The 25220-nt window shown below is 69.6% G+C and carries 33 protein-coding genes; 5 read left to right on the forward strand and 28 right to left on the reverse strand.

Annotated features, from left to right (window positions below):
- Window positions 1-3: 3 nt before the first annotated feature.
- Together HCN51_RS44895 and HCN51_RS44900 are read right to left on the reverse strand one after the other, a co-directional pair.
- Window positions 4-813, reverse strand: a complete 810-nt coding sequence (locus tag HCN51_RS44895) for an ABC transporter permease (protein WP_168018075.1) — start codon at window positions 811-813, stop codon at window positions 4-6.
- The gene (locus HCN51_RS44900; RefSeq protein WP_168018076.1) at window positions 810-1778 is read right to left on the reverse strand and encodes an ABC transporter ATP-binding protein; all 969 of its coding nucleotides are present in this window, start codon (window positions 1776-1778) and stop codon (window positions 810-812) included. The genes HCN51_RS44895 and HCN51_RS44900 overlap by 4 nt, the downstream gene beginning before the upstream one ends.
- Before the next feature lie 55 nt (window positions 1779-1833).
- Here HCN51_RS44900 and HCN51_RS60495 point away from each other — a divergent pair, with 55 nt between their 5' ends.
- Window positions 1834-2379 (forward strand): GntR family transcriptional regulator, encoded by a 546-nt coding sequence (locus HCN51_RS60495; protein WP_346434018.1) that lies wholly within the window; start codon window positions 1834-1836, stop codon window positions 2377-2379.
- Window positions 2376-3467, forward strand: coding sequence for a DUF1648 domain-containing protein (locus HCN51_RS44910; RefSeq protein WP_168018077.1), 1092 nt, complete (start codon window positions 2376-2378; stop codon window positions 3465-3467). The genes HCN51_RS60495 and HCN51_RS44910 overlap by 4 nt, the downstream gene beginning before the upstream one ends.
- Window positions 3468-3512: 45 nt before the next feature.
- On the opposite strand, the gene glmM is transcribed toward HCN51_RS44910, so the two are convergent.
- From glmM to rplM, 3 genes are read right to left on the reverse strand one after another with little or no spacing between them, the layout of a single operon-like run.
- The gene (gene glmM / locus HCN51_RS44915) at window positions 3513-4859 is read right to left on the reverse strand and encodes a phosphoglucosamine mutase (protein WP_080043210.1); all 1347 of its coding nucleotides are present in this window, start codon (window positions 4857-4859) and stop codon (window positions 3513-3515) included.
- Window position 4860: 1 nt separating this feature from the next.
- Window positions 4861-5385 (reverse strand): 30S ribosomal protein S9, encoded by a 525-nt coding sequence (rpsI, locus tag HCN51_RS44920; protein WP_080043211.1) that lies wholly within the window; start codon window positions 5383-5385, stop codon window positions 4861-4863.
- Window positions 5386-5411: 26 nt separating this feature from the next.
- Window positions 5412-5855 (reverse strand): 50S ribosomal protein L13, encoded by a 444-nt coding sequence (rplM, locus tag HCN51_RS44925; RefSeq protein ID WP_080043212.1) that lies wholly within the window; start codon window positions 5853-5855, stop codon window positions 5412-5414.
- A 385-nt stretch (window positions 5856-6240) separates the two neighbouring features.
- Here rplM and HCN51_RS44930 point away from each other — a divergent pair, with 385 nt between their 5' ends.
- The 3 genes from HCN51_RS44930 (at window position 6241) to HCN51_RS44940 (ending at window position 11752) form a co-directional block, all read left to right on the forward strand.
- The gene (locus HCN51_RS44930; RefSeq protein WP_168018078.1) at window positions 6241-6924 is read left to right on the forward strand and encodes a CAP domain-containing protein; all 684 of its coding nucleotides are present in this window, start codon (window positions 6241-6243) and stop codon (window positions 6922-6924) included.
- Between the two features lie 24 nt (window positions 6925-6948).
- Entirely contained in the window at window positions 6949-8985 is a 2037-nt protein-coding gene (locus HCN51_RS61825; RefSeq protein WP_168018079.1) for a hypothetical protein, read from the forward strand.
- A 100-nt stretch (window positions 8986-9085) separates the two neighbouring features.
- Window positions 9086-11752: a hypothetical protein gene (locus tag HCN51_RS44940; protein WP_168018080.1), complete on the forward strand. Its 2667-nt coding sequence runs from the start codon at window positions 9086-9088 to the stop codon at window positions 11750-11752.
- A gap of 109 nt (window positions 11753-11861) precedes the next feature.
- Here HCN51_RS44940 and truA read toward each other — a convergent pair whose 3' ends face one another.
- The 23 genes from truA to rplN form a co-directional block, all read right to left on the reverse strand.
- A complete protein-coding gene (gene truA, locus HCN51_RS44945) occupies window positions 11862-12719 on the reverse strand; it encodes a tRNA pseudouridine(38-40) synthase TruA (RefSeq protein ID WP_168018081.1) in 858 nt (285 codons plus the stop codon).
- A gap of 105 nt (window positions 12720-12824) precedes the next feature.
- Entirely contained in the window at window positions 12825-13397 is a 573-nt protein-coding gene (gene rplQ, locus HCN51_RS44950) for a 50S ribosomal protein L17 (protein ID WP_168018082.1), read from the reverse strand.
- Window positions 13398-13520: 123 nt separating this feature from the next.
- The gene (locus HCN51_RS44955) at window positions 13521-14537 is read right to left on the reverse strand and encodes a DNA-directed RNA polymerase subunit alpha (protein WP_043623495.1); all 1017 of its coding nucleotides are present in this window, start codon (window positions 14535-14537) and stop codon (window positions 13521-13523) included.
- Between the two features lie 106 nt (window positions 14538-14643).
- Window positions 14644-15270: a 30S ribosomal protein S4 gene (rpsD, locus tag HCN51_RS44960; RefSeq protein ID WP_080043218.1), complete on the reverse strand. Its 627-nt coding sequence runs from the start codon at window positions 15268-15270 to the stop codon at window positions 14644-14646.
- A gap of 23 nt (window positions 15271-15293) precedes the next feature.
- Entirely contained in the window at window positions 15294-15698 is a 405-nt protein-coding gene (gene rpsK / locus HCN51_RS44965) for a 30S ribosomal protein S11 (protein WP_020542285.1), read from the reverse strand.
- A 43-nt stretch (window positions 15699-15741) separates the two neighbouring features.
- Window positions 15742-16122, reverse strand: coding sequence for a 30S ribosomal protein S13 (rpsM, locus tag HCN51_RS44970; RefSeq protein ID WP_080043219.1), 381 nt, complete (start codon window positions 16120-16122; stop codon window positions 15742-15744).
- 214 nt (window positions 16123-16336) lie between these two features.
- The gene (gene rpmJ / locus HCN51_RS44975; protein ID WP_003956441.1) at window positions 16337-16450 is read right to left on the reverse strand and encodes a 50S ribosomal protein L36; all 114 of its coding nucleotides are present in this window, start codon (window positions 16448-16450) and stop codon (window positions 16337-16339) included.
- A gap of 24 nt (window positions 16451-16474) precedes the next feature.
- Window positions 16475-16696 (reverse strand): translation initiation factor IF-1, encoded by a 222-nt coding sequence (infA, locus tag HCN51_RS44980; RefSeq protein WP_012887858.1) that lies wholly within the window; start codon window positions 16694-16696, stop codon window positions 16475-16477.
- Between the two features lie 280 nt (window positions 16697-16976).
- Window positions 16977-17384 carry a hypothetical protein gene (locus HCN51_RS44985; RefSeq protein ID WP_168018083.1) on the reverse strand — a complete coding sequence of 136 codons (408 nt, stop codon included), beginning with the start codon at window positions 17382-17384 and terminating at the stop codon, window positions 16977-16979.
- A gap of 100 nt (window positions 17385-17484) precedes the next feature.
- Window positions 17485-17916, reverse strand: a complete 432-nt coding sequence (locus HCN51_RS44990) for a DUF1707 SHOCT-like domain-containing protein (RefSeq protein ID WP_080043221.1) — start codon at window positions 17914-17916, stop codon at window positions 17485-17487.
- 15 nt (window positions 17917-17931) lie between these two features.
- Window positions 17932-18741: a type I methionyl aminopeptidase gene (gene map / locus HCN51_RS44995; protein WP_080043222.1), complete on the reverse strand. Its 810-nt coding sequence runs from the start codon at window positions 18739-18741 to the stop codon at window positions 17932-17934.
- Between the two features lie 110 nt (window positions 18742-18851).
- Window positions 18852-19502: an adenylate kinase gene (locus HCN51_RS45000; protein WP_080043223.1), complete on the reverse strand. Its 651-nt coding sequence runs from the start codon at window positions 19500-19502 to the stop codon at window positions 18852-18854.
- The gene (gene secY, locus HCN51_RS45005) at window positions 19502-20806 is read right to left on the reverse strand and encodes a preprotein translocase subunit SecY (RefSeq protein WP_168018084.1); all 1305 of its coding nucleotides are present in this window, start codon (window positions 20804-20806) and stop codon (window positions 19502-19504) included. The genes HCN51_RS45000 and secY overlap by 1 nt, the downstream gene beginning before the upstream one ends.
- Before the next feature lie 171 nt (window positions 20807-20977).
- On the reverse strand, window positions 20978-21433 hold the full coding sequence (gene rplO / locus HCN51_RS45010) for a 50S ribosomal protein L15 (protein WP_080043225.1): 456 nt from the start codon (window positions 21431-21433) through the stop codon (window positions 20978-20980).
- 2 nt (window positions 21434-21435) lie between these two features.
- Complete coding sequence (gene rpmD, locus HCN51_RS45015) at window positions 21436-21618, reverse strand: 50S ribosomal protein L30 (protein WP_080043226.1); 183 nt, start codon at window positions 21616-21618, stop codon at window positions 21436-21438.
- Between the two features lie 2 nt (window positions 21619-21620).
- Complete coding sequence (rpsE, locus tag HCN51_RS45020) at window positions 21621-22250, reverse strand: 30S ribosomal protein S5 (protein ID WP_043623468.1); 630 nt, start codon at window positions 22248-22250, stop codon at window positions 21621-21623.
- A 28-nt stretch (window positions 22251-22278) separates the two neighbouring features.
- The gene (gene rplR, locus HCN51_RS45025; protein WP_080043227.1) at window positions 22279-22662 is read right to left on the reverse strand and encodes a 50S ribosomal protein L18; all 384 of its coding nucleotides are present in this window, start codon (window positions 22660-22662) and stop codon (window positions 22279-22281) included.
- A gap of 2 nt (window positions 22663-22664) precedes the next feature.
- Window positions 22665-23207, reverse strand: a complete 543-nt coding sequence (gene rplF / locus HCN51_RS45030) for a 50S ribosomal protein L6 (protein ID WP_080043228.1) — start codon at window positions 23205-23207, stop codon at window positions 22665-22667.
- A 16-nt stretch (window positions 23208-23223) separates the two neighbouring features.
- Window positions 23224-23622: a 30S ribosomal protein S8 gene (gene rpsH / locus HCN51_RS45035; RefSeq protein ID WP_080043229.1), complete on the reverse strand. Its 399-nt coding sequence runs from the start codon at window positions 23620-23622 to the stop codon at window positions 23224-23226.
- A 143-nt stretch (window positions 23623-23765) separates the two neighbouring features.
- Window positions 23766-23951: a type Z 30S ribosomal protein S14 gene (locus tag HCN51_RS45040; protein ID WP_020542298.1), complete on the reverse strand. Its 186-nt coding sequence runs from the start codon at window positions 23949-23951 to the stop codon at window positions 23766-23768.
- Window positions 23952-23955: 4 nt separating this feature from the next.
- Window positions 23956-24543 (reverse strand): 50S ribosomal protein L5, encoded by a 588-nt coding sequence (rplE, locus tag HCN51_RS45045; RefSeq protein WP_080043230.1) that lies wholly within the window; start codon window positions 24541-24543, stop codon window positions 23956-23958.
- Entirely contained in the window at window positions 24543-24833 is a 291-nt protein-coding gene (gene rplX / locus HCN51_RS45050) for a 50S ribosomal protein L24 (RefSeq protein ID WP_230466570.1), read from the reverse strand. Before rplX ends, rplE begins: the two co-directional genes overlap by 1 nt.
- An 11-nt stretch (window positions 24834-24844) precedes the next feature.
- A complete protein-coding gene (rplN, locus tag HCN51_RS45055; protein ID WP_043623452.1) occupies window positions 24845-25216 on the reverse strand; it encodes a 50S ribosomal protein L14 in 372 nt (123 codons plus the stop codon).
- Window positions 25217-25220: the final 4 nt, after the last annotated feature.

Raw genomic sequence — 25220 nt, forward strand, 5'->3', positions numbered from 1 at the left:
CGCTCAGGTGATGTCCCTGCGCAGCGGCGCCGCGATCGCGACGAGCGCGGCGAGCAGCGCGTACGCCAGCAGCACGGCGGCCCCCAGCCAGGCGGGCAGCAGGGCGACGGCGGCCCCGCCGGTCTGCGTCGCGACGGCGTCGGCCAGGTACGTGAACCCGGTCAACGCCGCCGCGGCCCCGCCCGGCAGGTACGGATAGAGCACGTTCGCGCCGGGGACCATCAGCAGCGCGGTCTCGACGAGGTAGAAGTAGCCGCCGAGCACGCCCAGCGCGGCGACCTGGTTGGGCAGCAGCGCCCCGACGGCCACCCCGAGCAGCATGTACGCGGCCATCGCCAGCGCGATCCTGACCAGCAGCACCAGCACGGCGCCGGCGGGCAGTCCCAGCGTGATCCCCTTGGCCGTGGCGGCCGCGAAGAGCGCCGCGCCGGCCACGGCCGCGCTGAGGAGCCCGTAGCCCAGGCCCGCGACCGCGTGGACGGCGAGCTTGGCGAGCAGCGCCTGCCACCGTCCGGGAACGAACAGGGCGGTGGTGGTGATCGTCTGGTGGCGGTGTTCGGCGGCGACCGCGGTGGTGCCGATCAGCGCGGGCACGAACGCCAGGATGCCCAGCATCCCGAGCAGCACGCGGGTGCCCTGCTCCGTCTCCAGGCCGGGCAGCGGCGGCTGGAAGTTCTCCGGCCCGACGAGGGCGAGCAGCCCGACGAACCCGCCGCTGCACATCGCCGCGACCGCTCCCCACAGGGGCAGCCGGGAGGCCGTCAGACGAAGCCGCTCGGCGGAGAGCAGCGCGGACGCGCGGTGCCAGGTCATGAGGTGCCTCCCGTGAGGTCGAGGAAGGCCCGTTCGAGCGTGGGCCTCTCCTGGGTCAGCTCGTGCAGCGCGATGCCGTGCCGCGCCGCGGCGGCGGCGATCTCGGCGGCGGTCAGCCCTTGGACGCTCAGGACGTCGGGCTGGCGCACCTCCACGGTGACGCCCGCACCGCTCGGGACCTCGGGCTGGCACACCTCCACGGTGACGCCCACACCGCTCGGGACCTCGGGCTGCCGCACGTCCGCGGTGACGCCCGCACCGAGGAGGGCGGTCCGCAGCCGTTCCGCCTGAGGCGAGCGCACGTGGACGGCCGCCGGGCCGTACAGGTCGCCGACGGGTCCTGCCGTGACCAGCCGGCCTTGCCGGATCATCACGACCTGCCCGGCCACCTGCTCCACCTCGCTCAGGACATGGCTGGAGATCAGGATCGCGCGCCCCTGCCCGGCGAGGTCGCGCAGGAAGCCGCGCAGCCACGCCATGCCCTCAGGGTCCAGGCCGTTGGCCGGCTCGTCCAGCACCAGCACCGCCGGATCGCCGAGCAGCGCGGTGGCCAGCTGCACCCGGCGGCGCATCCCTGTGGACAGCGTGCGCGTCCTGCGGCCGGCGAAGGCCGCCGCCCCGGTCAGCTCCATGACGGAGGCCACCCTGGAAGGGGGATGCCCGCCCATGCGGGCGTAGACGCGCAGATGGTCGTGGACGGTGTGCGCGGGGTGGCAGCCCGAGCTGTCGAGCACCGCGCCGACCTGCGACGACGGGCTGGGCAGGTCGGCGTAGCGGCGCCCGCCGATGGTGGCGCTGCCCGCGCTGGGCCGGACCAGCCCCAGCAGCATGCGCATCGTGGTGGTCTTGCCCGCGCCGTTCGGGCCGAGGAACGCCGTCACCGTGCCCGGCGGGACCTCGAAGCTGAGCTCGCTGACCGCTCGTACCGGGCCGAAGGACTTGCTCAGGCCGCGCACCTCGATCATGCCTACCTCCTCGCTCCATCTGTTCTATTACCTCTATATCAGATAGAGTGAAGTTGTGAACCTGACCATCGATCTCGACAGCGACGTCCCGATCTACCAGCAGATCAGGGACCGCGTCGTGGAGGCCGTGGCGCGCGGCGAGGCCAAGGAGGGCGATCCGCTGCCGTCCACCCGCCGGCTGGCCACCGACTTCGGGATCAACTTCCACACCGTGAACAAGGCGTACGACCTGCTCAGGCAGGAGGGGGTCATCCGCGTCAACCGCAAGAGCGGCGCCGTCATCAGACGCGACCCCGGCTCAGGCGCGCCGGAGCCGGGGTTCGGCGCGCAGTGGCGCGAGCGCCTGCGGGTGCTGCTCGCGGAGGCCAGCGTGCACGGCCTCACTCACGAGGAGATCCTGCGCCAGTGCGCGGAGACGCTGGCGGGGTTCGGGCACGCGCCAGAGAAGACCTGGCCGGAGCAGAAGGCCGCGCAGGGGAAGACCGGGCCTGGGCAAAACGCCGCGCCGGGGAAGAGCGGGCCGGAGCAGAAGGCCGCGCAGGGGAAGGCAGGGGCGAGGCGGGAGGCCGCGCCACCCGTACCGGAGGAGGCCGTCACATGACGCCGGTCGTCGCGACCGTCACCACCGTCGTACTGGTCGGCTGCGTCGCGCTGATCACGCCCGCGCTGGCCAGGCCCACGCTGCCGTTCGGCGTGCGCGTTCCCGACGACCGCGCCGCGGACCCGGCCGTCATCGCCCAGCGGCGCTCCTACGTGCGGCTGGTGCTGCTCGCCATGGTCCTGTTCGGCGCCCTCGCCGCCGCCTTCGGCGGGCTCTGGCCGGCCGCGTTCGGCGCCACCTGCCTGGCGCTCTACTACCGGGCCCACCGCAAGGTACGCGCCGCCAAGCGGACAGGGCAGTGGTACGCCGGCCGGCGCCAGGGCGTCACCGTGCACACCTCGTTCCGCTCGGACCCGGTCGCCTGCCCTGGGCCTGGATCCTGCCCGCGGTCGCGATCACCCTCGCCACCGCGGCGGTCGGCCTGTGGCGCTACGACGCCCTGCCCGCCACGCTGGCGTCCTTGCACGGGCTCGGGCGCCGACCCGGCCCGCCGCGCGCCCACCAGCGCGTTCACCGCCTTCGAGCCGGTGCTGCTCCAGGCGGTGGTCACCGTGGCCTTCCCCGCGCTGACGCTGGTCCTGCTCCGCGCCCGCCCCGACCTCGACGCCGCCCGGCCGGCGGGATCGGCCCGCAGGTACCGCGTCTACCTGCGCGGCATGGCGCGGCTCTCCCTGCTCGGCGCCGCCTGCGTGAACTTCTCGCTGTTCATCGCCGCGCTGCGGCTCTGGGAGGTCTTCGCCCTCGGCACCGCGGCGGCCGTGCTCCCGCTCGCCGCTCTGGTGCTGGGCCCGCTCGCCTGGGAATGGCGTGCCGGGCAGGGCGGGCACCGTCTGCCCCGCCTGCCGGGCGAGGAGAAGGAGGACTCCGGGCTCGTCCAGCGTGACGACGACCGGCACTGGCACCTCGCCGGCACCGTCTACGCCAACCGCCACGACCCCGCCGTCGTCCTGCACGCCCGCTTCGGCCAGAGCTGGACGCTGAACCTGGGGCATCCCGTGGCGTGGGCGGTCGTCGCCGCCCTGGCCACGCTGGTGCTGCTGGCCCTCACCGGGATCATCGACCTGCCCGAACGGCACGGTCTGTTCTGAAGCGTTCACCGGGTACGGACCCCGCACCCGGTGAACGATCGGCCGTCAGACGCAGGCCGTCCGTACGACGTCGGCCAGGCGGCCCGCCACCTGCGTGGCGTGCTCCTCGGAGGCGGCCTCCACCATGACCCGGATCATCGGCTCGGTGCCGCTCGGCCGGATCAGCACCCGGCCGGTCTCCCCCAGCTCCGCCTCCGCCTCCGCGACGGCGGCGACGAGCTCGGGCACCGACGCCTTGCCCTTGTCGACGTCCTTGACGTTGATCAGGATCTGCGGCAGCGGCGTCATCACGGCGGCCAGCTCCTTCAGCGGCACGCCCGACTTGGCCACCACGCCCAGCAGGTGCAGCGAGGTGAGCAGGCCGTCGCCCGTGGTGGCGTGGTCGAGCATGATGACGTGCCCCGACTGCTCGCCGCCCAGGTTGTAGCCGTCGGACTTCATCCGCTCCAGCACGTAGCGGTCGCCCACCGCGGTCTCCACGACCGTGATGCCCGCGTCGCGCATGGCGAGCTTGAAGCCCAGGTTCGACATCACGGTCGCGACGACGGTGTCCTTGGCCAGCGTGCCCTCGCCGTGCATGGCGGCGGCCAGGATGGCCATGATGTGGTCGCCGTCGATGATCGCGCCCGTGTGGTCGACCGCCAGGCAGCGGTCGGCGTCGCCGTCGTAGGCCACGCCCAGGTCAGCGCCGCGCGAGATGACGACCTGCTGGAGCTTGTCCAGGTGGGTCGAGCCGTGCCCGGCGTTGATGTTGAGGCCGTCGGGCCTGGCGCCGATGGCCTCGACCCGGGCGCCCGCGCGCACCAGCGCCTCCGGCGCCACCATGTGGGCGGCCCCGTGAGCGCAGTCGACCACGATGTTCAGCCCGTCGAGCGAGCCGGTCATCGTGGCCAGCACGTGCGAGATGTACCGGTCGGCCTCCCCGTACGCGTCGCGCACGCGGCCGACGCCGGAGCCGACGGGGAAGCTCCACTCCTCACCGAGCCGACGCTCGATCTCGTCCTCGACCGCGTCGGACAGCTTGAAGCCGCCGCGCGCCAGGAACTTGATCCCGTTGTCGGGCGCCGGATTGTGCGAGGCCGACAGCATGACGCCGAGATCGGCGCCGAGCGCGGCGGTGAGGTGGGCGACGGCCGGGGTGGGCAGCACGCCGAGGCGCAGCACGTCCACTCCGGACGCCGCGAGGCCGGCGACCACGGCGGCCTCGAGAAACTCTCCCGAGGCACGCGGGTCCCGGCCTACGACCGCCACCGGACGGCGTCCGGTGGCGGCGAACGCGCCTGCATCGCCGAGGACGTGGGCGGCCGCCACGGACAAGTCCATGGCGAGCTCCGCCGTGAGGTCGCGACCCGCGACCCCACGTACCCCGTCGGTGCCGAAAAGGCGCGCCAACTTAGCGCTTGCTGTACTGCGGAGCCTTACGGGCCTTCTTGAGGCCGTACTTCTTCCGCTCCGTGGCGCGGGCGTCACGGGTGAGGAAGCCGGCCTTCTTCAGCGGCGGGCGGTTGACCTCGACGTCCAGGATCGCCAGGGCGCGGGACAGGCCCATGCGCAGCGCGCCGGCCTGGCCGGTGACGCCGCCGCCGTCGATGCGGGCGATGACGTCGAACGCCTCCTCGGCGCCGAGCACCACGAAGGGCTCGTTGACGATCTGCTGGTGGACCTTGTTCGGGAAGTAGACGTCCAGCGAACGACCGTTGATCGTCCACTTGCCGGTGCCGGGGACGATGCGCACGCGGGCGATCGCCTCCTTGCGGCGGCCGGTGCCGTACGAGTTGCCCGTGGTGACGGGCTTGCGCACGGGAGCGTCAGCGCTGGCGGCGGACTCGGTGGTGTACTCGGACGGGAAGTCCTCGCCGGAGTAGTCCTCCAGCTCGGCCGTCTCTACGGCCGTCTCGACACCGGTGGGCTCAGCCACGGTTCTCCTCTAACTCTTTCGAACTACTACTGGGCGATCTGGGTGATCTGGAACGGCACAGGCTGCTGGGCCTGGTGCGGGTGCTCGGAACCCGCGTAGACCTTCAGCTTCTTGGCCATCTTCCGACCGAGGGAGTTCTTCGGCAGCATGCCCTTGACGGCCTTCTCGACGGCCTTCTCCGGGCGCTTCTCCATGAGCTCGCCATAGCTGACGGAACGCAGACCGCCCGGGTAGCCCGAGTGGCGGTACGCCTTCTTCTGCTCACGCTTGTTACCGCTCAGCGCGATCTTGTCCGCGTTGATGACGATGACGAAGTCACCGGTGTCGACGTGGTTGGCGAAGATCGGCTTGTGCTTGCCGCGGAGCAGGGTCGCGACGTGGCTGGCCAGCCGGCCCAGCACGACATCGGTCGCGTCGATGACGTACCACTGACGCTGGACGTCGGCGGGCTTCGGTGAGTACGTGCGCACGGTCGTAGCCTTCTTTATGCTCGCGTCTTCGGCGCTGTCGGATGCGACAGCTACATTGGTCGGTCGGTGCGGGCACACGACGGCCCGGACCTTCCGTCTCCTCAACACGGGAGATGACGCCGGACGCGCCGCGCATTGGTCACGCTGGACCTATGCACACAACGAACCTAAGTTACCCGCCCCAAGGCGCGCAGGTCAAAGTGACCGGTAACCCGGGCCGAGTCTACCCGACCGCAGAACGGTTCGATTTCGTTTCCCTGGGACCCCTTCTTTCCCAGGACCAGACATCCCTATCGTTAGCGGCGGTATGTGGCGGATCTCTCACACCCGGCAAACCCAGCGCGGCCCTCGGCGCCGGAGCCGACTGGGTGTGCTGACCTGCCTCATGGCCGTGCTCCTCACCGGCGTGCTCATCGGCCGCCTCACCGACGGCCCCGAGCCCACTCCCCACGTCTACCTGAACGAGACCGCCCCGCCCGCCGCCGCCACCGCCAACCCCGCCCCCACCACGGCCAGGAAGGCTCAACCGCAGGCCGAGCGCATCCCCCGGGGCATCACCACCAGGAAGACGCCTCGCGGCACCGCCACCCCCAAGCCGACGAGGACGCAGAAGGACCAGATCGACGGCTTCAACACCCACGACGACCCCGCCGTCGTCGCCGAGCCCCGCGACGACGGGGTGCGCGTCATGGCGGGCATGGCCTCCCAGGTCGTCACCCTGACCAACTCCGCCAGGGCGCGGCGCGGCTGCGGGCCGCTGCGGGTCGACTCCGCGCTCATGCGCTCCGCTCGTACGCACTCGCTGGAGATGGCCCGTACGGGACGGCTGTCCCACAACTCCCCCGACGGCGCCTCCCCCTGGGACCGCATGGAACGCGCCGGATACCGCTGGGGCGCCGCCGAGAACATCGGCGCCGGCTACGGCACCGCCCGGGAGGCCGTGGACGGCTGGCTCGACAGCCCTGACCACCGCAGGAACATCCTCGACTGCGGGCTCAAAGCCATCGGCGTCGGCGTCGCCTCCGGGCCCGGAGGACCATGGTGGACCCAGGACTTCGGAACCCAATGACGAACATCACGGTAATGTCGCCGCATGGTTTCCAACGGTAGTGGGGAACGTGAGAACGGCACGGGCAGCGCCCCCTACGGGATGGGGGGCGGCTCGAAGGGCTCGGGCGACTCCTCAGGCAGCGCGCCTTCCGGCGGCTTCTTCACCAGCCGCGGCCCCGCCAACGACCAGTCCTCCGGCAACGGCTCCACCGACCCCTTCGGCAGCGTCCCGCGCGACCCGTTCGACAGCGGGCCCGGCGGGTTCGGCGGCCCTTCCGGCAGCTTCTTCACCACCAACGGCCCTGCGGGCAGCGGCCCCGGAGCCGGCGGGCCCGGCGGCGGCCCCACGGGCGGCAGGCCCGGGAGCGGCGCCCCCGGAAACGGCGGCCCTGCGGGCGGCGGGCCTGCGGGCTCCGGCCGTCCGGGCGGCCCTGGAGCCGGGGAGCCCGGCAGCCTCTTCATGAGCGGCGGCCCCGCGAACAACGGCCCCTCCGGCAACGGCCCCTCTGACGGCGGATCCTCCGGCGGCTTCTTCACCCGCGGCGGCGGCCCCGGCAACGGCGGCCCCGGTGGCACCCCTGGAAACGACTTCTTCGGCAACGGCGCCCCCGGAGCCGGCGGCCCTGGCGGCGACTTCTTCGGCAGCCCTGGCAACGGTGGCCCGGGCGGCGACTTCTTCGGCAACGGCGGCCCTGCGACCGGCAGGCCCGGCGGAGGCCCGGACGGACCCGGAGGCGGCAGACCGGGCGGAGGCGGCCCGGGAGGCAACGGCCCCGCCGGAGGACCCGGTGGAGGGCCTGGGGGCGGACCTGGGGGCGGACCTGCTGGCGGGCCTGCTGGCGGACCTGGCAGGCCCTCTGAAGGCCCGCCGAGCGGCCCGCAGTCGTCCGGCGGCTTCTTCGGCCCCGACCCGCTCGGAGGCGACCCCTTCGCGGGCGGCCCCTTCGGCGGCGGCGGCCCGAACGCCCCCGGCCTCGGCGGCCCAGGCCAGCAGGGCGGCGGACCAGGCGCTTTCGGACCCGACAACCGACCGAACGAACGCCCGGGCGGGCGATCCGGCAATCCCCCGGACAACCGAGCCGAGGGACGCCCGGACAACGAAGGCGGCGACCGTTCCGACGAACGGCCTGAGGGGCGCGGGCCGGGCCGTCGCGGCAGGCGCGCCGCCGGCCCCGACGACGGCGGCGCCGACAACCGCAAGGACCCCTTCGCCTCCGAGGACTTCGGCGCCGAGGAGTCCGCGGCCGGCAGGGGCCGCCGCTCCCGCAAGGACCGCAAGGCGGGCGACGACGGCGGCAAGACCGACGAGGGCGCCACGTCCCGCGCGCCGCAGAGCAAGGTCGGCTGGAGCCCGTACGACGAGGGCTCCCGCTCGCGCGGCCCGCTGCTGGCCGTCATCGGCGGCGTGGCGGTGCTCGGCCTGCTCGGCGGCGGCCTCTACCTGATGTGGAACGCCGAGACCCCGACCTCCGCCCAGACGGCCGCCCCGAGGGCGACCTCGGCACCGCTGCCGTCGGCGCCGGCCGGCAAGTACGGGTTCGCCGCCGACCGCAAGACGGACCCGGACGCCATCTCGGTCAAGGAGATCTTCGGCTCCAAGAAGAAGATCACGGTTTCGGGCCGCGGCTACGAGATGACGATCACCAGCAAGGACAAGAAGTGTGACGACGGCGCCCTCGGCGATGACCTCAAGAAGGCGCTGAAGTCCGCGAAGTGCGCCCAGTTCGTCCGCGCGAGCTTCCGCGACAAGGCGGGCAAGGTGATCGGCACGGTCGGCGTCGCCAACCTCAGCTCCAGCAAGAACGCCGCCAAGGTGGCCAAGGCCGGCGACAAGCAGAACTACGTCAAGCCGCTGGCCGGCAAGGACAGCGTCACGAAGCTCCTCGGCTCGGGCGCCGGCGGCGCGAAGATCTCCACGTACGGGCATTATGCGATCTTGGTCTGGTTCCAGAACAAGGACGGCACGAAGCCCGACTCGAAGGGGTCGAAGCGGATTTCCGAGGCCATCAACGACCTCACGAAGGCCACCGTGTTCCAGGCTCTGGACCATCGGGCGCTCACCGGCAGCGCCCTGAGCTGAGCGGTCTTTGTGGGGCATATGCGCCTGTAGAGGACTCGTGATGCCCTTGGGAACGCCCATACCGACATAACGATCTCGCTACTCTCGCTAGGCTCCAGCTATGCGTGGCCAGGAACCCGGGTCTGAGCACGATCGCAGGGAAGCCGACCGCTCGGCCGTCCCCGCGACGCCACCGCCGAGCTTCGGCCAGACCAACGGGCGAGACGTTCCAGCGGCGTTCCATCCCTTCGAGGAGGCGGCGGACGCCGACGCGCGTCCCGTCCCACCCGTCCTGAAGGCGCCGCCATCCGACCAGGAGACGTCGCCCGGCGCCCAGCCATGGGAGGTGCCGGGCGACGACGCCTCCCCCTACGACTGGTTCTCCGACCCCACCACCCCACCCCCCAACCAGCACGCCTTCGACGGCCAGCAGCCCGGCTGGGAGCCGCCGGCCGACCGGCATGCGTTCGGCCCGCCGTCGGCCGACCAGCACGCCTCCGGCCAGCACGTAGCCGGTCAGCACGCGTTCGAGCAGCGCCAGCCCGGCCGGGAAGCGGCCACGAGTCACCCGCCGTTCGGCGCGCGGGCCGATCACGGCGCGCGGCCGGACCAGGAGCCGCACACTGGCCAGCCCTTCGCCGCACCGGTCGGCCACGACGCCCACACAAGCCAACCGTTCGCCGCCCCCACCGGCCAGGAGGCGCCCGCCGGTCAGCCCTTCGCGGCGCCCGTCGGCCCGTCCTCCGCGCCGCCCACTGGCCAGGAGCCGCCCACGGGACCGGAGGCGCCTGCGGGGAATGCGTTTACGCCGCCCGCCTACCAGCAGCCGTTCGCGGGGCCACCGGCCGGTTTCGCCCCCTTCGGGGCGCCTGAGGGCGGGCAGCCGCGGGAGGCCGAGGATGACCAGACGCGGCCGGGCCGGATCCGGGACATCCGCCCATGGGACCAGCCCGAAGGCGCGTCCGGGCAGGGGGCGGGTCGGTGGCCGGGCGAGCCGGTGGTGCCGGGTGCGCCGCCGTGGGAGCCCCCGCCCGCGTTCACCGCCGCCGCGGCGGGCATGCCGGCGTGGCCCGCGCCCCTCTCCGACCCGCACGCCATGCCGCCGTGGCCGGCCGCCACAGGCGAGCTGGAGGCCGAGCCGGACGAGCCGAGCCTCCCCCCGCCCTTCGACCCGAACGCCACCAACCCGGAGGGCTTCACCCGCCCGCCCCACCAGGCCACCCCTGACACCCCTGCGAACCGGGCCGCCACCGACCACCGGCCGGAGCCCCCGTTCGCCCAGGACGGCCTGCCCGCCCCCGGCGAGCAGGACGCCACGAACCCTGCGGGCCCCCGCCCCACCCACCAGCCGTCGCCCCAAGCCGCTCACCAGCCCACGCCCCAGGCGGCGCCGCATCACGGCCCGGACACCGCCGCCTTCCGCGAAGGTTCGGACGCCGCCTTCCGCGAAGGCCCGGACGCCGCCCACCAGGCTCCGGATCACTCCAGCCACCACGGCCCCGCCGACGCCATCACGGGCCAGGGCGCGCAGGACGCCGAGACCCCGCCTGACGGCATCCCCCAGGCCCCGGCCACACCCGCACAGGGCGACCAACACCAGCCCGCAGCCTCCCACCCTGATCACGATCAGGACCGGCCGGCAACCCCGCAGCCCATCCCTGACCAGCAGGAAGAGCTCCAGCCCGACGACACCCGGCTCTCCCTGCCCTTCCCGACCGCCCACCCATCGGCGGAGGCGGAAGGCCAGACGAACCCATCCCAGGGCCCATCGCAGGGCCCATCGCAGGGCCCGTCCCAAGGCCCGTCCCAGGGTCCGGCCCACTACTTCGACCCGAACGCGACCGACCCCACCGCCTCCTCGTCCCTCCGCCCGCCTGAGCCAGGCGACGTACCCGTCTGGCCTCCCACACCCCCCGCCGGTGACAAACTGCCCGAGCTCCCGTTCTCCAGAGACTCCTGGGGCCAGCGCCCGTCCACTTCCCTGGACGTGCCCAGGCCCCCGGCAGGCGGTCCGGCCTTCCCGCCGGGCGCGTTCAAGCAGCCCCCGTTCCAGACGCCGCCCCCACCGCCGCCACCGCCCAAGAGCAAGCGGGCCCTGCTGGTGACGCTGGGCGCGCTGGCCCTGGCGGGCGTGGCGACGGGTGGTTTCTTCGCCTTCCAGGCGGTGAGCAGCGCGCCGCCGACGACGGCCGCGACCCGGGCGAGCGCGCCGCCGAGCACCGTCGCGCCGTCGTCGCCGCCGGACGTCGCCGGCTCGTCGATCCTCAATTCGGAGCAGACCGACCCGCAGAAGTTGTCGTTGTCGGAGGCGTTCCCGAAGAAGAAGGTGGATGCGGCGGGCACCACGTTCACGAGGGTCAAGGCCGACATGGAGACGACCTGCGAGAAGGCCGCGACGGGCGCGTTCGCCGACGCGCTCAACGCGCAGAAGTGCACGCGCGTCCTTAGGGCGACGTACGTGGACAGCAAGCGCCGCTACGCGGTCACGACGGGCATCGCGGTCCTGCCGGACAAGGACGCCGCCACCACCACCGACCAGGCGAAGGACCTGTCACGCAACGTCTGGTTCCGCCCGCTGCCCGGCCCGAAGAACTCGGGGGGCGAGCGCGTGCACATCGCGGGGGGCTACGCGGCGGGCCTGGTCTGGGGCCGCTACATCGTCTTCAGCTACGCCACCCACGCCGACGGCCACACGCCGGAGGCGAAGGACAAGACGTTGCCGAAGGTGAGCGGCGCGTTCCGCGACCAGACCGCCCTGGTGCTCGAACGCCGCATCACGAAGGGCTGACGCGGGTCACGAAGGGCTGACGCGGGTCACGAAGAGCTGACGCGGGTCACGAAGAGCTGACGCCGTATCCCCGGCAGGCTGACGCCGTAGCAAGCGAGGCTGACCCGCCTCACAGCCGCGTCGAGGCGGTGCGTACTCGCCGCGTGGCCTGAGCCCGCGCGGCGAGCTCGGCCTCCGGCGGGTAGCCCACTTCCTCCAGGCACAGCCCGTGCGCGGGCGCGACATGCACCCCTGAGTCGCGTGCGGCCCGCGCCAGCACCTGCCCCGGCCACTCCACGGGCCGCCGCCCGTCGCCGGCCGCGAGCAGCGACCCGACCAGGGCCCGCACCATCGAGTGGCAGAACGCGTCGGCGACGACCGTGGCCTCCAGGACGCCGTCCGCCCGCCGCTCCCACTCCAGCCGCTGCAGCTCCCTGATCGTCGTGGCCCCTTCGCGCTTCTTGCAGAACGCCGCGAAGTCGTGCTCGCCGACCAGCCGGGCGGCGGCCGCGTTCATGGCGTCGAGGTCGAGGGGCCGGTTGTGCCAGACGACCTCGCGCCGCCGCAGCGGGTCGACGCCGCCGGCCGCGTCGCTCACCCGGTACGCGTACCGCCGGAACATCGCGGAGAACCGTGCGTCAAAGCCCTCAGGAGCCACCGAGACCCGATAAATCCGTACATCTGGCTCCAGGACACCACCGAGCCGCCGCACGAGCGCAGAGAGCCGCTCATCGACGCCCAGAGGCCCCCGGTTGCCGTCGAGCTCCCCCAGCCCCGCCTCAGGCACGTCCACGTGGGCCACCTGCCCGCGCGCGTGCACCCCCGCGTCGGTACGCCCGGCCACGGTCAGCATGGCAGGCCCGTCGAGCCGCAGGATCCGGCCGAGCGCCTGCTCGATCTCCCCTTGGACTGTCCGCAGCCCCGGCTGCCGAGCCCAGCCGGAGAAGTCGGTCCCGTCGTACGCGAGGTCGAGGCGGAGCCGTACCACGATGAACCTCCCAGAAGAGAAAAACGGACCCGAACCCCCGCGAGGGGATCCGGGCCCGTCTCAAACGCCTGAACACTCAGGCAATGTCCTGCTCGGCCTGAAAAATCAGGCCTCGTCCTTCTTCGCCTCGCCGGCCTCGGCAGCCTCGGCGGCGGGAGCCTCGTCGGCGGCCTCAGCCTTGGCCTCAGTGGCCTCGGCAGCCTCAGGCGCCTCGGTCTCCTCAGCCTTCGTCTCCTCGGCCTTGGTCTCCTCAGCGGCCTCGGCGGCCGGAGCGGCGGCAGCGGCCGGAGCCTCGGTGCGGCGCGTGGTGACGCCGTTCAGCGGCTCGGTCACGAGCTCGATGACCGCCATCGGCGCGTTGTCGCCCTTACGGGGGCCGACCTTGGTGATGCGGGTGTAACCACCGGGCCGCTCGGCGAACGTGGTCGCGAGCTCGGTGAACAGGTGGTGCACGACGCCCTTGTCCCGAACGACGGTCAGGACCTGACGCCGGTTGTGGATGTCGCCCTTCTTCGCCTTGGTGATCAGGCGCTCGGCGAGCGGGCGCAGGCGCTTGGCCTTGGCGACCGTCGTGCGGATCTTGCCGTGGCGGAACAGGTCCGTGGCCAGGTTGGCCAGGATCAGCCGCTCGTGCGCCGGGCTGCCGCCAAGACGTGCACCCTTGGTGGGCTTGGGCATGGTCTTTCTCCTCCTGGGTTAACCCGCCCCGGCCGTACCAGGTACCGGAGTCGGGCCGGACCGCGGTCGCAGGCGCGGTCCGTTATTGAGCCCCCGCGCACGAGCGCGGGGGCTGACGGTGAATCAGTACTGCTCGGTCTCGACGTACGCGCTGTCGTCGTCGTCGTAGCCGCCGCCGGCCACCGCGCTCGGGTCGAACCCGGGCGGGGAGTCCTTGAGCGCCAGGGACATCTCGTGCAGCTTCTGCTTGACCTCTTCGATCGACTTGGCGCCGAAGTTGCGGATGTCGAGCAGGTCCTGCTCGCTGCGGGCGACGAGCTCACCCACGGTGTGGATGCCCTCGCGCTTGAGGCAGTTGTAGGAGCGGACGGTGAGGTTGAGCTCCTCGATCGGCAGCGCCAGGTCGGCGGCCAGGGCGGCGTCGGTCGGCGACGGGCCGATGTCGATGCCCTCGGCCTCGACGTTGAGCTCGCGGGCCAGGCCGAACAGCTCGACGAGGGTCTTGCCGGCGGAGGCCACCGCGTCGCGGGGCTTCATGGCGGGCTTCGTCTCGACGTCGAGGATGAGGCGGTCGAAGTCGGTGCGCTGCTCGACTCGGGTGGCCTCGACCTTGTAGGTGACCTTGAGCACCGGGGAGTAGATGGAGTCGATCGGGATCCGGCCGATCTCCTGGCCCGGCTGCTTGTTCTGGGCGGCGGAGACGTAGCCGCGACCGCGCTCGACGGTCAGCTCCATCTCCAGCTTGGCCTTGCCGTTGAGGGTGGCGATGCGCAGCTCGGGGTTGTGCACCTCGACACCGGCCGGGGGCGCGATGTCGGCGGCGGTGACCTCGCCCGGGCCCTGCTTGCGCAGGTACATCACGACGGGCTCGTCGTGCTCGGAGGAGACGACCAGCTCCTTGAGGTTGAGGATGATGTCGGTGACGTCTTCCTTGACCCCGGGAACGGTCGAGAACTCGTGCAGCACGCCCTCGATGCGGATGCTCGTCACGGCCGCGCCCGGGATGGACGACAGCAGCGTGCGGCGCAGAGAGTTGCCGATGGTGTAGCCGAAGCCGGGCTCCAGCGGCTCGATGACGAACCGGGACCGGGTCTCGTCGATCGACTCTTCGAGAAGAGTCGGACGCTGAGCGATCAGCATGTGCGGGTTCTCCCCTTATTCGTGTGGCGACCGCTATATGACGCCACTCCGATAAACAGCCTAGTCGGGGTACGGCATGCCGCACCCCGACCGGACGAGTGACTACTTACTTCGAGTAGTACTCGACGATGAGCTGCTCCTGGACCTGGGTGTCGATCTGCTGGCGAACCGGCAGCTGGTGAACCAGGACGCGGAGCTTGTCCGGCACGACGCCGAGCCACGCGGGCACGGTGCGCTCGCCGGCGGTGGCGCGGGCCACCTCGTACGGCATGAGGTTGCGCTTGGTCTCGCGCACCTCGATGATGTCGTGCTCACGCACGCGGTACGACGGGATGTCGACCTTCTTGCCGTTCACCAGGAAGTGCCCGTGACGGACCTGCTGGCGGGCGGCGTCACGCGACTGCGCGAAACCGGCGCGGTAGACGACGTTGTCGAGACGGCTCTCCAGGATCTGGAGCAGCACCTCGCCCGACTTGCCCGTCCGGCCCGCGGCCTCCTCGTAGTAGTTGTGGAACTGCTTCTCGAGGACGCCGTAGATGCGGCGGGTCTTCTGCTTCTCGCGAAGCTGAAGCTGGTACTCCGACTCCTTGGGGCGTCCGCGGCCGTGCTCACCCGGCGGGTAAGGACGGATCTCGATGGGGCACTTGGCGGATTCGCACTTGCTGCCCTTGAGGAAGAGCTTGGTCTTCTCGCGACGGCAGAGCTTGCAGTCCGCGCCCGTGTAACGAGCCATTTCTCTCTATCTCCTGGGCTAAGTCAGACGCGGCGGCGCTTCGGCGGCCGGCAACCGTTGTGCGGGACCGGGGTGACGTCCTGGATCGAGCCCACCTCGAGGCCGGTGGCCTGCAGCGAGCGGATCGCGGTCTCACGGCCGGAGCCGGGGCCCTTGACGAAGACGTCGACCTTGCGCATGCCGTGCTCCATGGCGCGGCGGGCGGCGTTCTCGGCGGCCATCTGGGCGGCGAACGGGGTGGACTTGCGGGAGCCCTTGAAACCCACGTGGCCGGCGCTGGCCCAGGAGATCACGTTCCCGTTGGGGTCGGTGATCGAGACGATCGTGTTGTTGAACGTGCTCTTGATGTGGGCGTGCCCATGAGCGACGTTCTTCTTCTCCTTGCGGCGCACCTTCTTAGGCGCACCCTGGCGGCTCTTAGGAGGCATTGCTTGCCTTCACTCCTGAGGTCTTCGGTCCGCGGCTGCGGGACTACTTCTTACCGGGCTTCTTCTTGCCGGCGACGGTCTTCTTCTTGCCCTTACGGGTGCGCGCGTTGGTCTGCGTGCGCTGACCGTGCACGGGCAGGCCCTTGCGGTGCCGGATGCCCTGGTAACAACCGATCTCGATCTTGCGACGGATGTCGGCCTGCACCTCGCGGCGCAGGTCACCCTCGATCTTGAAGTTCGCCTCGATGTAGTCACGCATCGGGACGAGCTCGGTGTCGGAGAGCTGGTGCACGCGGAGGTCACCGCTGACACCGGTCGCCTCGAGGATCTCCTTGGCGCGGGTGCGGCCGATTCCGTAGATGTAGGTGAGAGCGATCTCCAGCCGCTTTTCGCGGGGGAGGTCGACGCCAACCAGGCGAGCCATGGTCGGGCATTCTCCTTCTTTGTGGCGGAGGTCTTGCGCCGCACTACCCCTCCCCAATGCCCGGGGTGAGGGCCCCGGCCTCCGACCGGGGGTCTCCTGAACGGTTCAGCGTGCGCTGCCTGCTCAGGTGTGAGACGCGACTACATGTGGGCGAGGCTCCTCATGGATCGAGCCCGCTCCCTGCTGGGGCGGACTCGGAGAAGCCTTGCGGCGACTAACCCTGGCGCTGCTTGTGGCGCAGGTTGTCGCAGATCACCATGACGCGACCGTGCCGGCGGATCACCTTGCACTTGTCGCAGATCTTCTTGACGCTCGGCTTTACCTTCATTGTCCTTCGTGTCCTCAGACGTCTTTACTTGTATCGGTAGACGATCCGCCCACGACTGAGGTCGTAGGGGCTCAGCTCAACAACCACCCGGTCGTCGGGCAGGATACGGATGTAGTGCATCCGCATGCGCCCGCTGATGTGGGCCAGGACTTTGTGGCCGTTGTCGAGCTGCACCCGGAACATGGCGTTCGGGAGCGATTCGACCACAGTGCCCTCGATCTCGATGGCGCCGTCTTTCTTGGCCAAAATTCCTCGCGTTTCACTGATCGGTCGTCTGAGGCTCCGGTTCACTAAGCAGCCGCGACCTTCACGCTTCGAAGAGAGCGGCGATCGGCAAAGATCGCCGACGCGTGAGAAGTCATAGTGAGCCGACTAAGGAGTGTACGACACCTGAGCCCAAAACGCGAAACGCGTGCCAGGTGTCCTGACACAACCATGTGAAGTCTACCCCACACCCCGAACGCCCGGCACACATGGCGAAAGGCCCGCCGCGGGGAATCCCCGGCGGGCCTCACCCCCGTACCGGCTAGCCGTAGATGCGGTGGTGCGAGCCGCAGTACTTGTACTTGCCGCCCCAGCAGGTCCAGGTGTCGATCTTCTTGATCCCCTTGCCCGACCAGGTCGCGTCGTACGAGCCGTTCCAATGGCGGTAGAACTGGTGCCACTTGCCGCCGGAGTAGTACTTGAACCAGACGTAGCCGTGCTTCGGCGAGGACTCCTTGCCGTACCAGTGGGTGTAGACCTTGCCACCCGACTTGTACGTCTTGCCGTAGGTGTAGGCCTTGCTGTTGCTGGAGTAGTACTTGCCCCACCCGCTCGAAGAAGCAGAGGCAGAGGCGGTGGTGGTGGTCGCGGCCTGCGCGGCGGGGCTGACGGCCAGGGCGGCGAACGCCATCGAGCCGGCGAGAGCGGTGGCTGCAAGGACCTTGCGCATGTGGGTTCCTCCGTGAGTCGTGGTCGACACCGCTCACGTTAGGAAGCCGGCCGCCTGCGGACTGCGCACGAATGCACACAGTGCACTAGTGCACAAACCCCTAGCCCTGCTTCGGCTTGTTGTCCCCGAAGATCGTGCTGACCAGCAGGATCACCCCCCACGGGCCCATCACCCACAGCGGCCACGGATAGATGGTGTGGCCGGCGGTGATGCTCACGATTAACCAGATCACCCAGTTGATACCGCTGGCCGCCGCCCAGGCGCTCCAGGCCGCCTTCATGCCGGTGTGCATGCCCTTGGGCTGCGGCTTGCCCGCGGGGGCCGCCTTGACCGGGAGGTGGCGCAGGTCGACGTCGGGCAGGTCGGCCGTCAGCTTGGCCAGCTCGCCGTAGGTCTTGCTCTTGTAGAGGCTTTCGAGCCGGTCGTTGAACTCGTCCATCGTGATCCGGCCCTGCGCGGTGTGCTCGCGGAGGATGGCGGCGACCCGGTCTCGGTCGGCGTCGGAGGCACGCATCTCGGGGCTGTTCGCCATCCCACCCACTCCCGGCTAGTTCTGCAGTTGGGCCAGGCGCGATTCGCCCCCGTCAAGAGCGGTCAGCACCCAAGGACCATTATGTGTCACGGCGACGCTGTGTTCGAAGTGCGCGGAGTGCTTCCCGTCGACGGTGACCACGGTCCAGTCGTCGGCCAGGACGCGGGTGCGCTCGGTGCCGAGGTTGACCATGGGCTCGATCGCCAGGCACATGCCCTCCTCCAGGGCGGGGCCCCGGCCGGGCTTGCCGTGGTTGGCGATCCACGGGTCCATGTGCATCTCGGTGCCGATGCCGTGGCCTCCGTACTCCGGAGGGATGCCGTAGCGGCCCTGAGAGCGCACGTAACGCTCGATCTCGTAGCCGATGTCGGAAAGGTGCCGGCCGGGCTTCAGCGCGGCGATACCGCGCCACATGGCCTCTTCCGTGACCCGCATGAGCTCGGTCAGCTTCGGGTCCACCTCGCCGATCGGGACGGTGACGGCGGAGTCGCCGTGCCAGCCCTCCAGGATGGCGCCGCAGTCGATCGAGATGATGTCGCCCTCGCGCAGCTTGCGGGCGTTCGTCGGGATGCCGTGGACGACCTCGTCGTTCACCGACGCGCAGATCGTGGCGGGAAAGCCCTGGTAGCCCTTGAACGACGGGATGGCGCCGGCGTCCCTGATCGCCTTCTCGGCGATGACGTCGAGGTCGAGGGGCGTCATGCCGGGCTCGACCGAGCGCTTGAGCAGGTCGAGCGTCTGCCCCACCACCAGGCCCGCCGCCCGCATCTTCTCCAGCTGCTCAGGCGACTTGATCTGGATGCCGTGTCTGTTGCGTTTGAACATCTTCTGCCCCCCTGGGTCTCAACGGGCCGCAGTGGGGGCCCAATTCCCCCACAATAGCCGCGAGGTGGCACGGAAACCCGTGCCACCTCCGCAAATCGGTCGTAACTGGTTCAGCCCAGGAACGGCCGGATCGCGTCCATGGCCCGCTGAGTGACCTCCTCGACCGGCCCTGTCGCGTCGACGCCCACGAGGATGCCCTCGTCGGCGTAGTAGGAGACCAGCGGAGCCGTCTGCTCCTGGTAGACCTCCAGGCGGTGCCGGACGGTCTCTTCCTTGTCGTCGTCCCGCTGGAACAGCGCGCCCCCGCACGCGTCACACTTGTCGTCCTTCTTGTCGTCGAACTCGACGTGCCAGATGCGCCCGCACTGACTGCAGGTGCGCCGGCCGGCCAGCCGCCTGACCACCTCGTCGTCGTCCACCACAAGCTCGAGCACGAGATCGAGCGCCTGGCCCCAGTCCTTGAGCATGTCGCGCAGGATCTCCGCCTGCGCGACGTTCCTCGGGAAGCCGTCGAGCAGGAACCCGTCCTGCGCGTCGTCCTCGGACAGACGGTCACGGACCATGGCGATGGTGACCTCATCGGGCACCAGGTCACCACGGTCCATGTACGTCTTGGCCAGCTTGCCAAGATCCGTGCCGCCGGAGACGTTGGCACGGAAGATGTCACCTGTCGAAATCTTCGGGATGGACAGGTTCGATGCGATGTACTGGGCCTGTGTCCCCTTACCCGCTCCGGGGGGCCCCACCAGAACGAGACGCACTACCGCAGGAAACCTTCGTAGTTACGCTGCTGCAGCTGGCTCTCGATCTGCTTAACCGTGTCCAGGCCGACGCCTACCATGATCAGAATACTCGTCCCTCCGAACGGGAAGTTCTGGCTCGCACCGGACACCGCCAGCGCGACGATCGGGACCATGGAGATCAGACCCAGATAGAGCGAGCCCGGCGCGGTCAGACGAGTGAGCACGAAGTTCAGGTATTCAGCCGTCGGCCGGCCGGGGCGGATGCCCGGAATGAAACCACCGTACTTCTTCATGTTGTCGGCGACTTCAGTGGGGTTGAACGTAATCGACACGTAGAAGTACGTGAAGAAGATGATCAGCAGGAAGAACGTGGCCATGTAGATCGGGGTGTCACCCGTGGCCAGGTTCTGCGAGATCCAGGTGACCACCGCGTTGTCGCTCGTCTGGAACAGCGAGGTGATCAGCTGCGGCAGGTAGAGCAGGGACGACGCGAAGATCACCGGGATGATGCCGGCCTGGTTGACCTTCAGCGGGATGTAGGTGGAGGTGCCGCCGTACATCCGGCGCCCGACCATCCGCTTGGCGTACTGCACCGGGATGCGCCGCTGCGCCTGCTCGACGAAGACCACCGCGGCGATCATGAAGACGCCGACCACCATGACGACCGCGAAGGTGAACTTGTTGGCCGAGAAGATGTTGGCCAGCTCGGAGGGGAAGACCGCGACGACCTGCGTGAAGATCAGGATGGACATGCCGTTGCCGACACCGCGGTCGGTGATGAGCTCACCGAGCCACATGATCACGGACGTACCGGCGGTCATGATGACCACCATCGTCACGATCTGGAAGATGTTGTCGGGGTCGAGCAGAACGTCCTGCTGGCAGTTGGGGAAGAGCTGACCGGTACGGGCCAGCGCGATGAAAGCGGTGGACTGCAGAACCGCGAGCCCGATGGTCAGATAACGCGTATACTGCGTGATCTTGGTCTGGCCGGACTGGCCTTCCTTCTTCAACGCTTCGAGTCGCGGAATGACCACGACGAGCAGCTGGAGAATGATGCTCGCGGTGATGTACGGCATGATGCCCAGCGCGAACACGGAAAGCTTCAGCAGCGCACCGCCGCTGAAGAGCTGGACCATCCCGTAGATGTTGCCGGTGTCGCCACTCCGTGCCTGGTCGAAACAGGCGGCGAGGTTCTGGACGTGGACTCCCGGGGTCGGAAGAACCGAGCCGAGACGGAAAAGCGCGATGATGCCCAGGGTGAAGAGCAACTTCTTGCGCAGGTCCGGTGTCCGGAACGCCCGGGTAAACGCGGTCAGCACGGTCCCTCCTGCGCGCCTTTACGGCGGTGTGAGTAAGCGATGGTGCGGGGATCTGCCATCTGAAGTCTCATTGTCAAACGAGCCGGACAGAAGCCTGCCGTCTCGCGAACTCTAACGCACTACGGGCGTGGGGGCCCATTGTCAGAGCCCCCACGCCTCGTCATAGCGTTACTACAGCTCGGTAACGGAACCACCGGCGGCGGCGATCTTCTCCTTCGCGGAGGACGAGAAGGCGTGCGCCGTCACGTTCACCGCGACCGAGATCTCGCCGGTGCCGAGCACCTTCACGAGCTGGTTCTTGCGAACAGCACCCTTGGCGACCAGACCCTCGACGGTGACCTCGCCACCCTCGGGGAACAGCTCGCCGATCCTGTCGAGGTTGACGACCTGGTAGGTCGTCTTGAACAGGGCGTTGGAGAAGCCCTTGAGCTTCGGCAGACGCCTCTGCAGCGGCACCTGGCCACCCTCGAAACCGAGGGGCACCGTGGTACGGGCGTGCGAGCCCTTGGTGCCGCGACCGGCCGTCTTGCCCTTCGACGCCTCGCCGCGACCCTTGCGGATCTTCGGCTTGTTGGCGCCGGGGGCCGGACGCAGGTCGTGAATCTTGAGCGGAGCCTTGTCAGTCATGACTAGTCGACCTCTTCCACCTCGACGAGGTGCGTCACCACGGAGACCATCCCGCGAATCTCGGGGCGGTCCTCCTTGACGACGACGTCGCCGATTCGCTTCAGGCCAAGCGAACGCAGCGAGTCACGCTGGTTCTGCTTGCCACCGATCTTCGAGCGAACCTGAGTGATCTTCAGGCGTGCCATGACTAGCTCACCGCCTTCGCGGCCGCCGCCTCCGCCAGGCCCTCACGCTGGGCCTTGAGCATGGCAGGCGGGGCCACGTCCTCGATCGGCAGGCCACGGCGGGCGGCGATCTCCTCGGGGCGCGAAAGGCCCTTCAGCGCCGCCACGGTGGCGTGCACGATGTTGATCGGGTTGTCGGAGCCGAGCGACTTGGACAGCACGTCGTGGATGCCCGCGCACTCCAGCACCGCGCGCACCGGGCCACCGGCGATGACGCCGGTACCGGCCGAGGCCGGACGCAGGAAGACGACGCCGGCCGCCTCCTCGCCCTGCACGGTGTGCGGGATGGTGCCCTGGATCCTGGGCACCTTGAAGAAGTGCTTCTTCGCCTCTTCGACGCCCTTGGCGATGGCCGCGGGGACTTCCTTGGCCTTGCCGTAGCCGACGCCGACCAGGCCGTTGCCGTCACCGACGACGACGAGGGCGGTGAAGCTGAAGCGACGACCACCCTTCACGACCTTGGCCACTCGGTTGATCTTCACTACGCGCTCGATGTACGAGACGCCCTTGTCGGCGGCGCCACCGCGGCGATCGTCACGACGGTCCCGCCGCTCGCCACCGGTGCCGCCACCGCGACGCGGAGCTGCAGCCATCAGTGGTTCCTCTTCTCAGCGTTGGTCATCAGAACTCGAGCCCACCTTCGCGGGCACTGTCCGCCAGGGCGGCGATCCGCCCGGCGTACCGGTTGCCACCGCGGTCGAAGACGACCTTGGTGATGCCGGCTTCCTTGGCCCGCTGAGCGAGGAGCTCGCCGACCTTCTTCGCCTTCTCGGTCTTGTCCGCCTCCACCGAGCGCAGCGAGGGGTCCATGGTGGACGCGCTCACCAGCGTGTGACCGACGGAGTCGTCCACGATCTGGACGAACATGTGACGGGTCGACCGGTTGACGACCAGGCGCGGACGCTCGGCCGTACCGACGACGAACTTGCGGACGCGGCGGTGACGGCGGGCCCGCGAGACGGTGCGGGCAGCCGTGTGCTTGCTGAACGCAACCTTCGGAGCCATGCCTACTTACCAGCCTTTCCGACCTTGCGGCGGATCTGTTCGCCCTGGTAGCGCACGCCCTTGCCCTTATACGGGTCAGGCTTGCGCAACTTGCGGATGTTGGCCGCGACCTCGCCGACCTTCTGCTTGTCGATGCCGTCCACGTGGAACAGGGTCGGCTTCTCGACGCGGAAGCTGACGCCCTCGGGGGCGTCGACGATGACCGGGTGGCTGAAGCCCAGAGAGAACTCCAGCTGCGTCGGGCCCTTGGCCTGGACGCGGTAACCGACGCCGACGATCTCAAGGCTCTTGGAGTAGCCCTGAGTGACACCCTGCACCATGTTGGCGATCAGCGTCCTGGACAGGCCGTGCAGCGCACGGACCTTGTTCTCGTCGTTCGGCCGGGTGACGGCGATGGCGCCGTCGTCGTCGCGCGCCACCTTGATGGGCTCGGCGACCGTGTGAGTGAGCGTGCCCTTCGGGCCCTTGACCTGGACATCCTGGCCGTCGATCGTGATGTCGACGCCACTCGGCACAGGGATGGGCAGCCGTCCGATTCGCGACATGCTGTGTTCCTCCCCTCTACCAGACGTAGGCGAGGACTTCGCCGCCCACGCCACGCTTGCCGGCCTGCTTGTCGGTCATGAGGCCGTGGGACGTCGAGATGATCGCGACGCCCAGTCCGCCCAGGACTCGAGGCAGGTTGTCCTTCTTCGCATAAACCCGCAGACCGGGCTTGGAAACCCGGCGCAGGCCCGAGAGCGACCGCTCACGGGTGGGCCCGAACTTGAGCTCCACCACGAGGTTCTTCCCAACCTTGGCGTCCTCGACGGTCCAAGCCTGGATGTAACCCTCCTGCTGGAGGATCTCGGCGATGTGCGCCTTGATCTTCGAGTACGGCATCGACACGCTGTCGTGGTACGCCGAATTCGCGTTGCGCAGACGCGTGAGCATGTCTGCGATCGGGTCGGTCATCGTCATGGCCAGTGGCCTTCCTCACCACGGTTTCCAGTCGGCCAAGCAGCGCTCTGCCGGTGGACCTGTGGCGTGGTCATGGGCGCTTCGCGCCCTGTCTTCTACGAACATGAGGGGCGGCCCTGCGAGAGAGCCGCCCTTCAGGGTATCTACCAGCTCGACTTGGTGATGCCGGGCAGCTCGCCCCGGTGCGCCATCTCGCGGAAGCACACGCGGCACAGGCCGAACTTCCTGTACACGGCGCGCGGACGCCCGCAGCGCGAGCACCGCGTGTAGGCCCGGACCTCGAACTTCTGCTTGCGCCCCGCCTTGGCGATCAGCGACTTCTTCGCCATTGGATCAGGCCTCCTTGAACGGGAAGCCGAGGAGCTTCAGCAGCGCCCGGCCCTGGTCGTCGTTCTTCGCGGTGGTCACGATCGTGATGTCCATGCCCCGCGGCCGGTCCACCTTGTCCTGGTCGACCTCGTGGAACATGACCTGCTCGGTCAGGCCGAACGTGTAGTTGCCGTTGCCGTCGAACTGCTTCGGCGACAGACCGCGGAAGTCCCTGATGCGGGGCAGGGCCAGCGACAGCAGCCGGTCGAGGAACTCCCACATGCGGTCGCCGCGCAGCGTGACGTGCGCACCGATCGGCATGCCCTCGCGCAGCTTGAACTGGGCGATGGACTTGCGGGCCCGGACGACGGCCGGCTTCTGACCGGTGATCGCGGTGAGGTCGCGGACGGCGCCTTCGATGAGCTTGGAGTCGCGAGCCGCCTCACCCACACCCATGTTGACCTTGATCTTGGTCAGGGCCGGGATCTGCATGACGTTCTCGATGCCGAACTGCTCACGAAGCTGGGCCGCGATCTCCTCGCGGTACTTCGTCTTGAGTCGCGGCGTCGGGCGCTCGGTCGCGGTCTCGTTCTCGGTGGTCGTGGCAGTCATCAGCTGTCCTCACCCGTCTCGTCGGCCTTCTTGTCGTCGGCCTTGTCGGCGGGCTTGTCGTCCTTGAGCTTCTTCACGTTGGACACGTGGATCGGAGCCTCCATGGTCTGCACGCCGCCGGTCTTGGCGCCGCGCGGGCCCTGGTGGGTCTCCTTGGTGTGCTTCTTGATCATGTTGACGCCCTCGACCACCACGCGGTCCTCGCGCGGGAGAGTGGCGATCACACGGCCCTTGGCACCCTTGTCCTTGCCGGCGATGACCTGGACCAGGTCACCCTTCCTGACATGCAGCGACTTCGGCATTACAACACCTCCGGGGCGAGCGAGATGATGCGCATGAACTTCTTGTCGCGCAGCTCGCGGCCGACCGGACCGAAGATACGAGTGCCACGAGGGTCACCGCTGTCCTTGATGATGACGGCGGCGTTCTCGTCGAAGCGGATGTAGGAGCCGTCGGGCCGGCGCCGCTCCTTGACCGTGCGGACGACGACGGCCTTGACCACGTCGCCCTTCTTGACGCCCGTGCTGCCCGGCAGCGCGTCCTTGACAGTGGCGACGATGACGTCGCCGATACCGGCGTAGCGTCGGCCCGAGCCGCCGAGAACGCGGATGCAAAGGATCTCCTTCGCGCCCGTGTTGTCGGCGACCTTGAGCCGCGACTCCTGCTGGATCACGTCT

The sequence above is a fragment of the Nonomuraea composti genome, assembly GCF_012034275.1.
Taxonomy (GTDB): Bacteria; Actinomycetota; Actinomycetes; order Streptosporangiales; family Streptosporangiaceae; genus Nonomuraea; species Nonomuraea composti.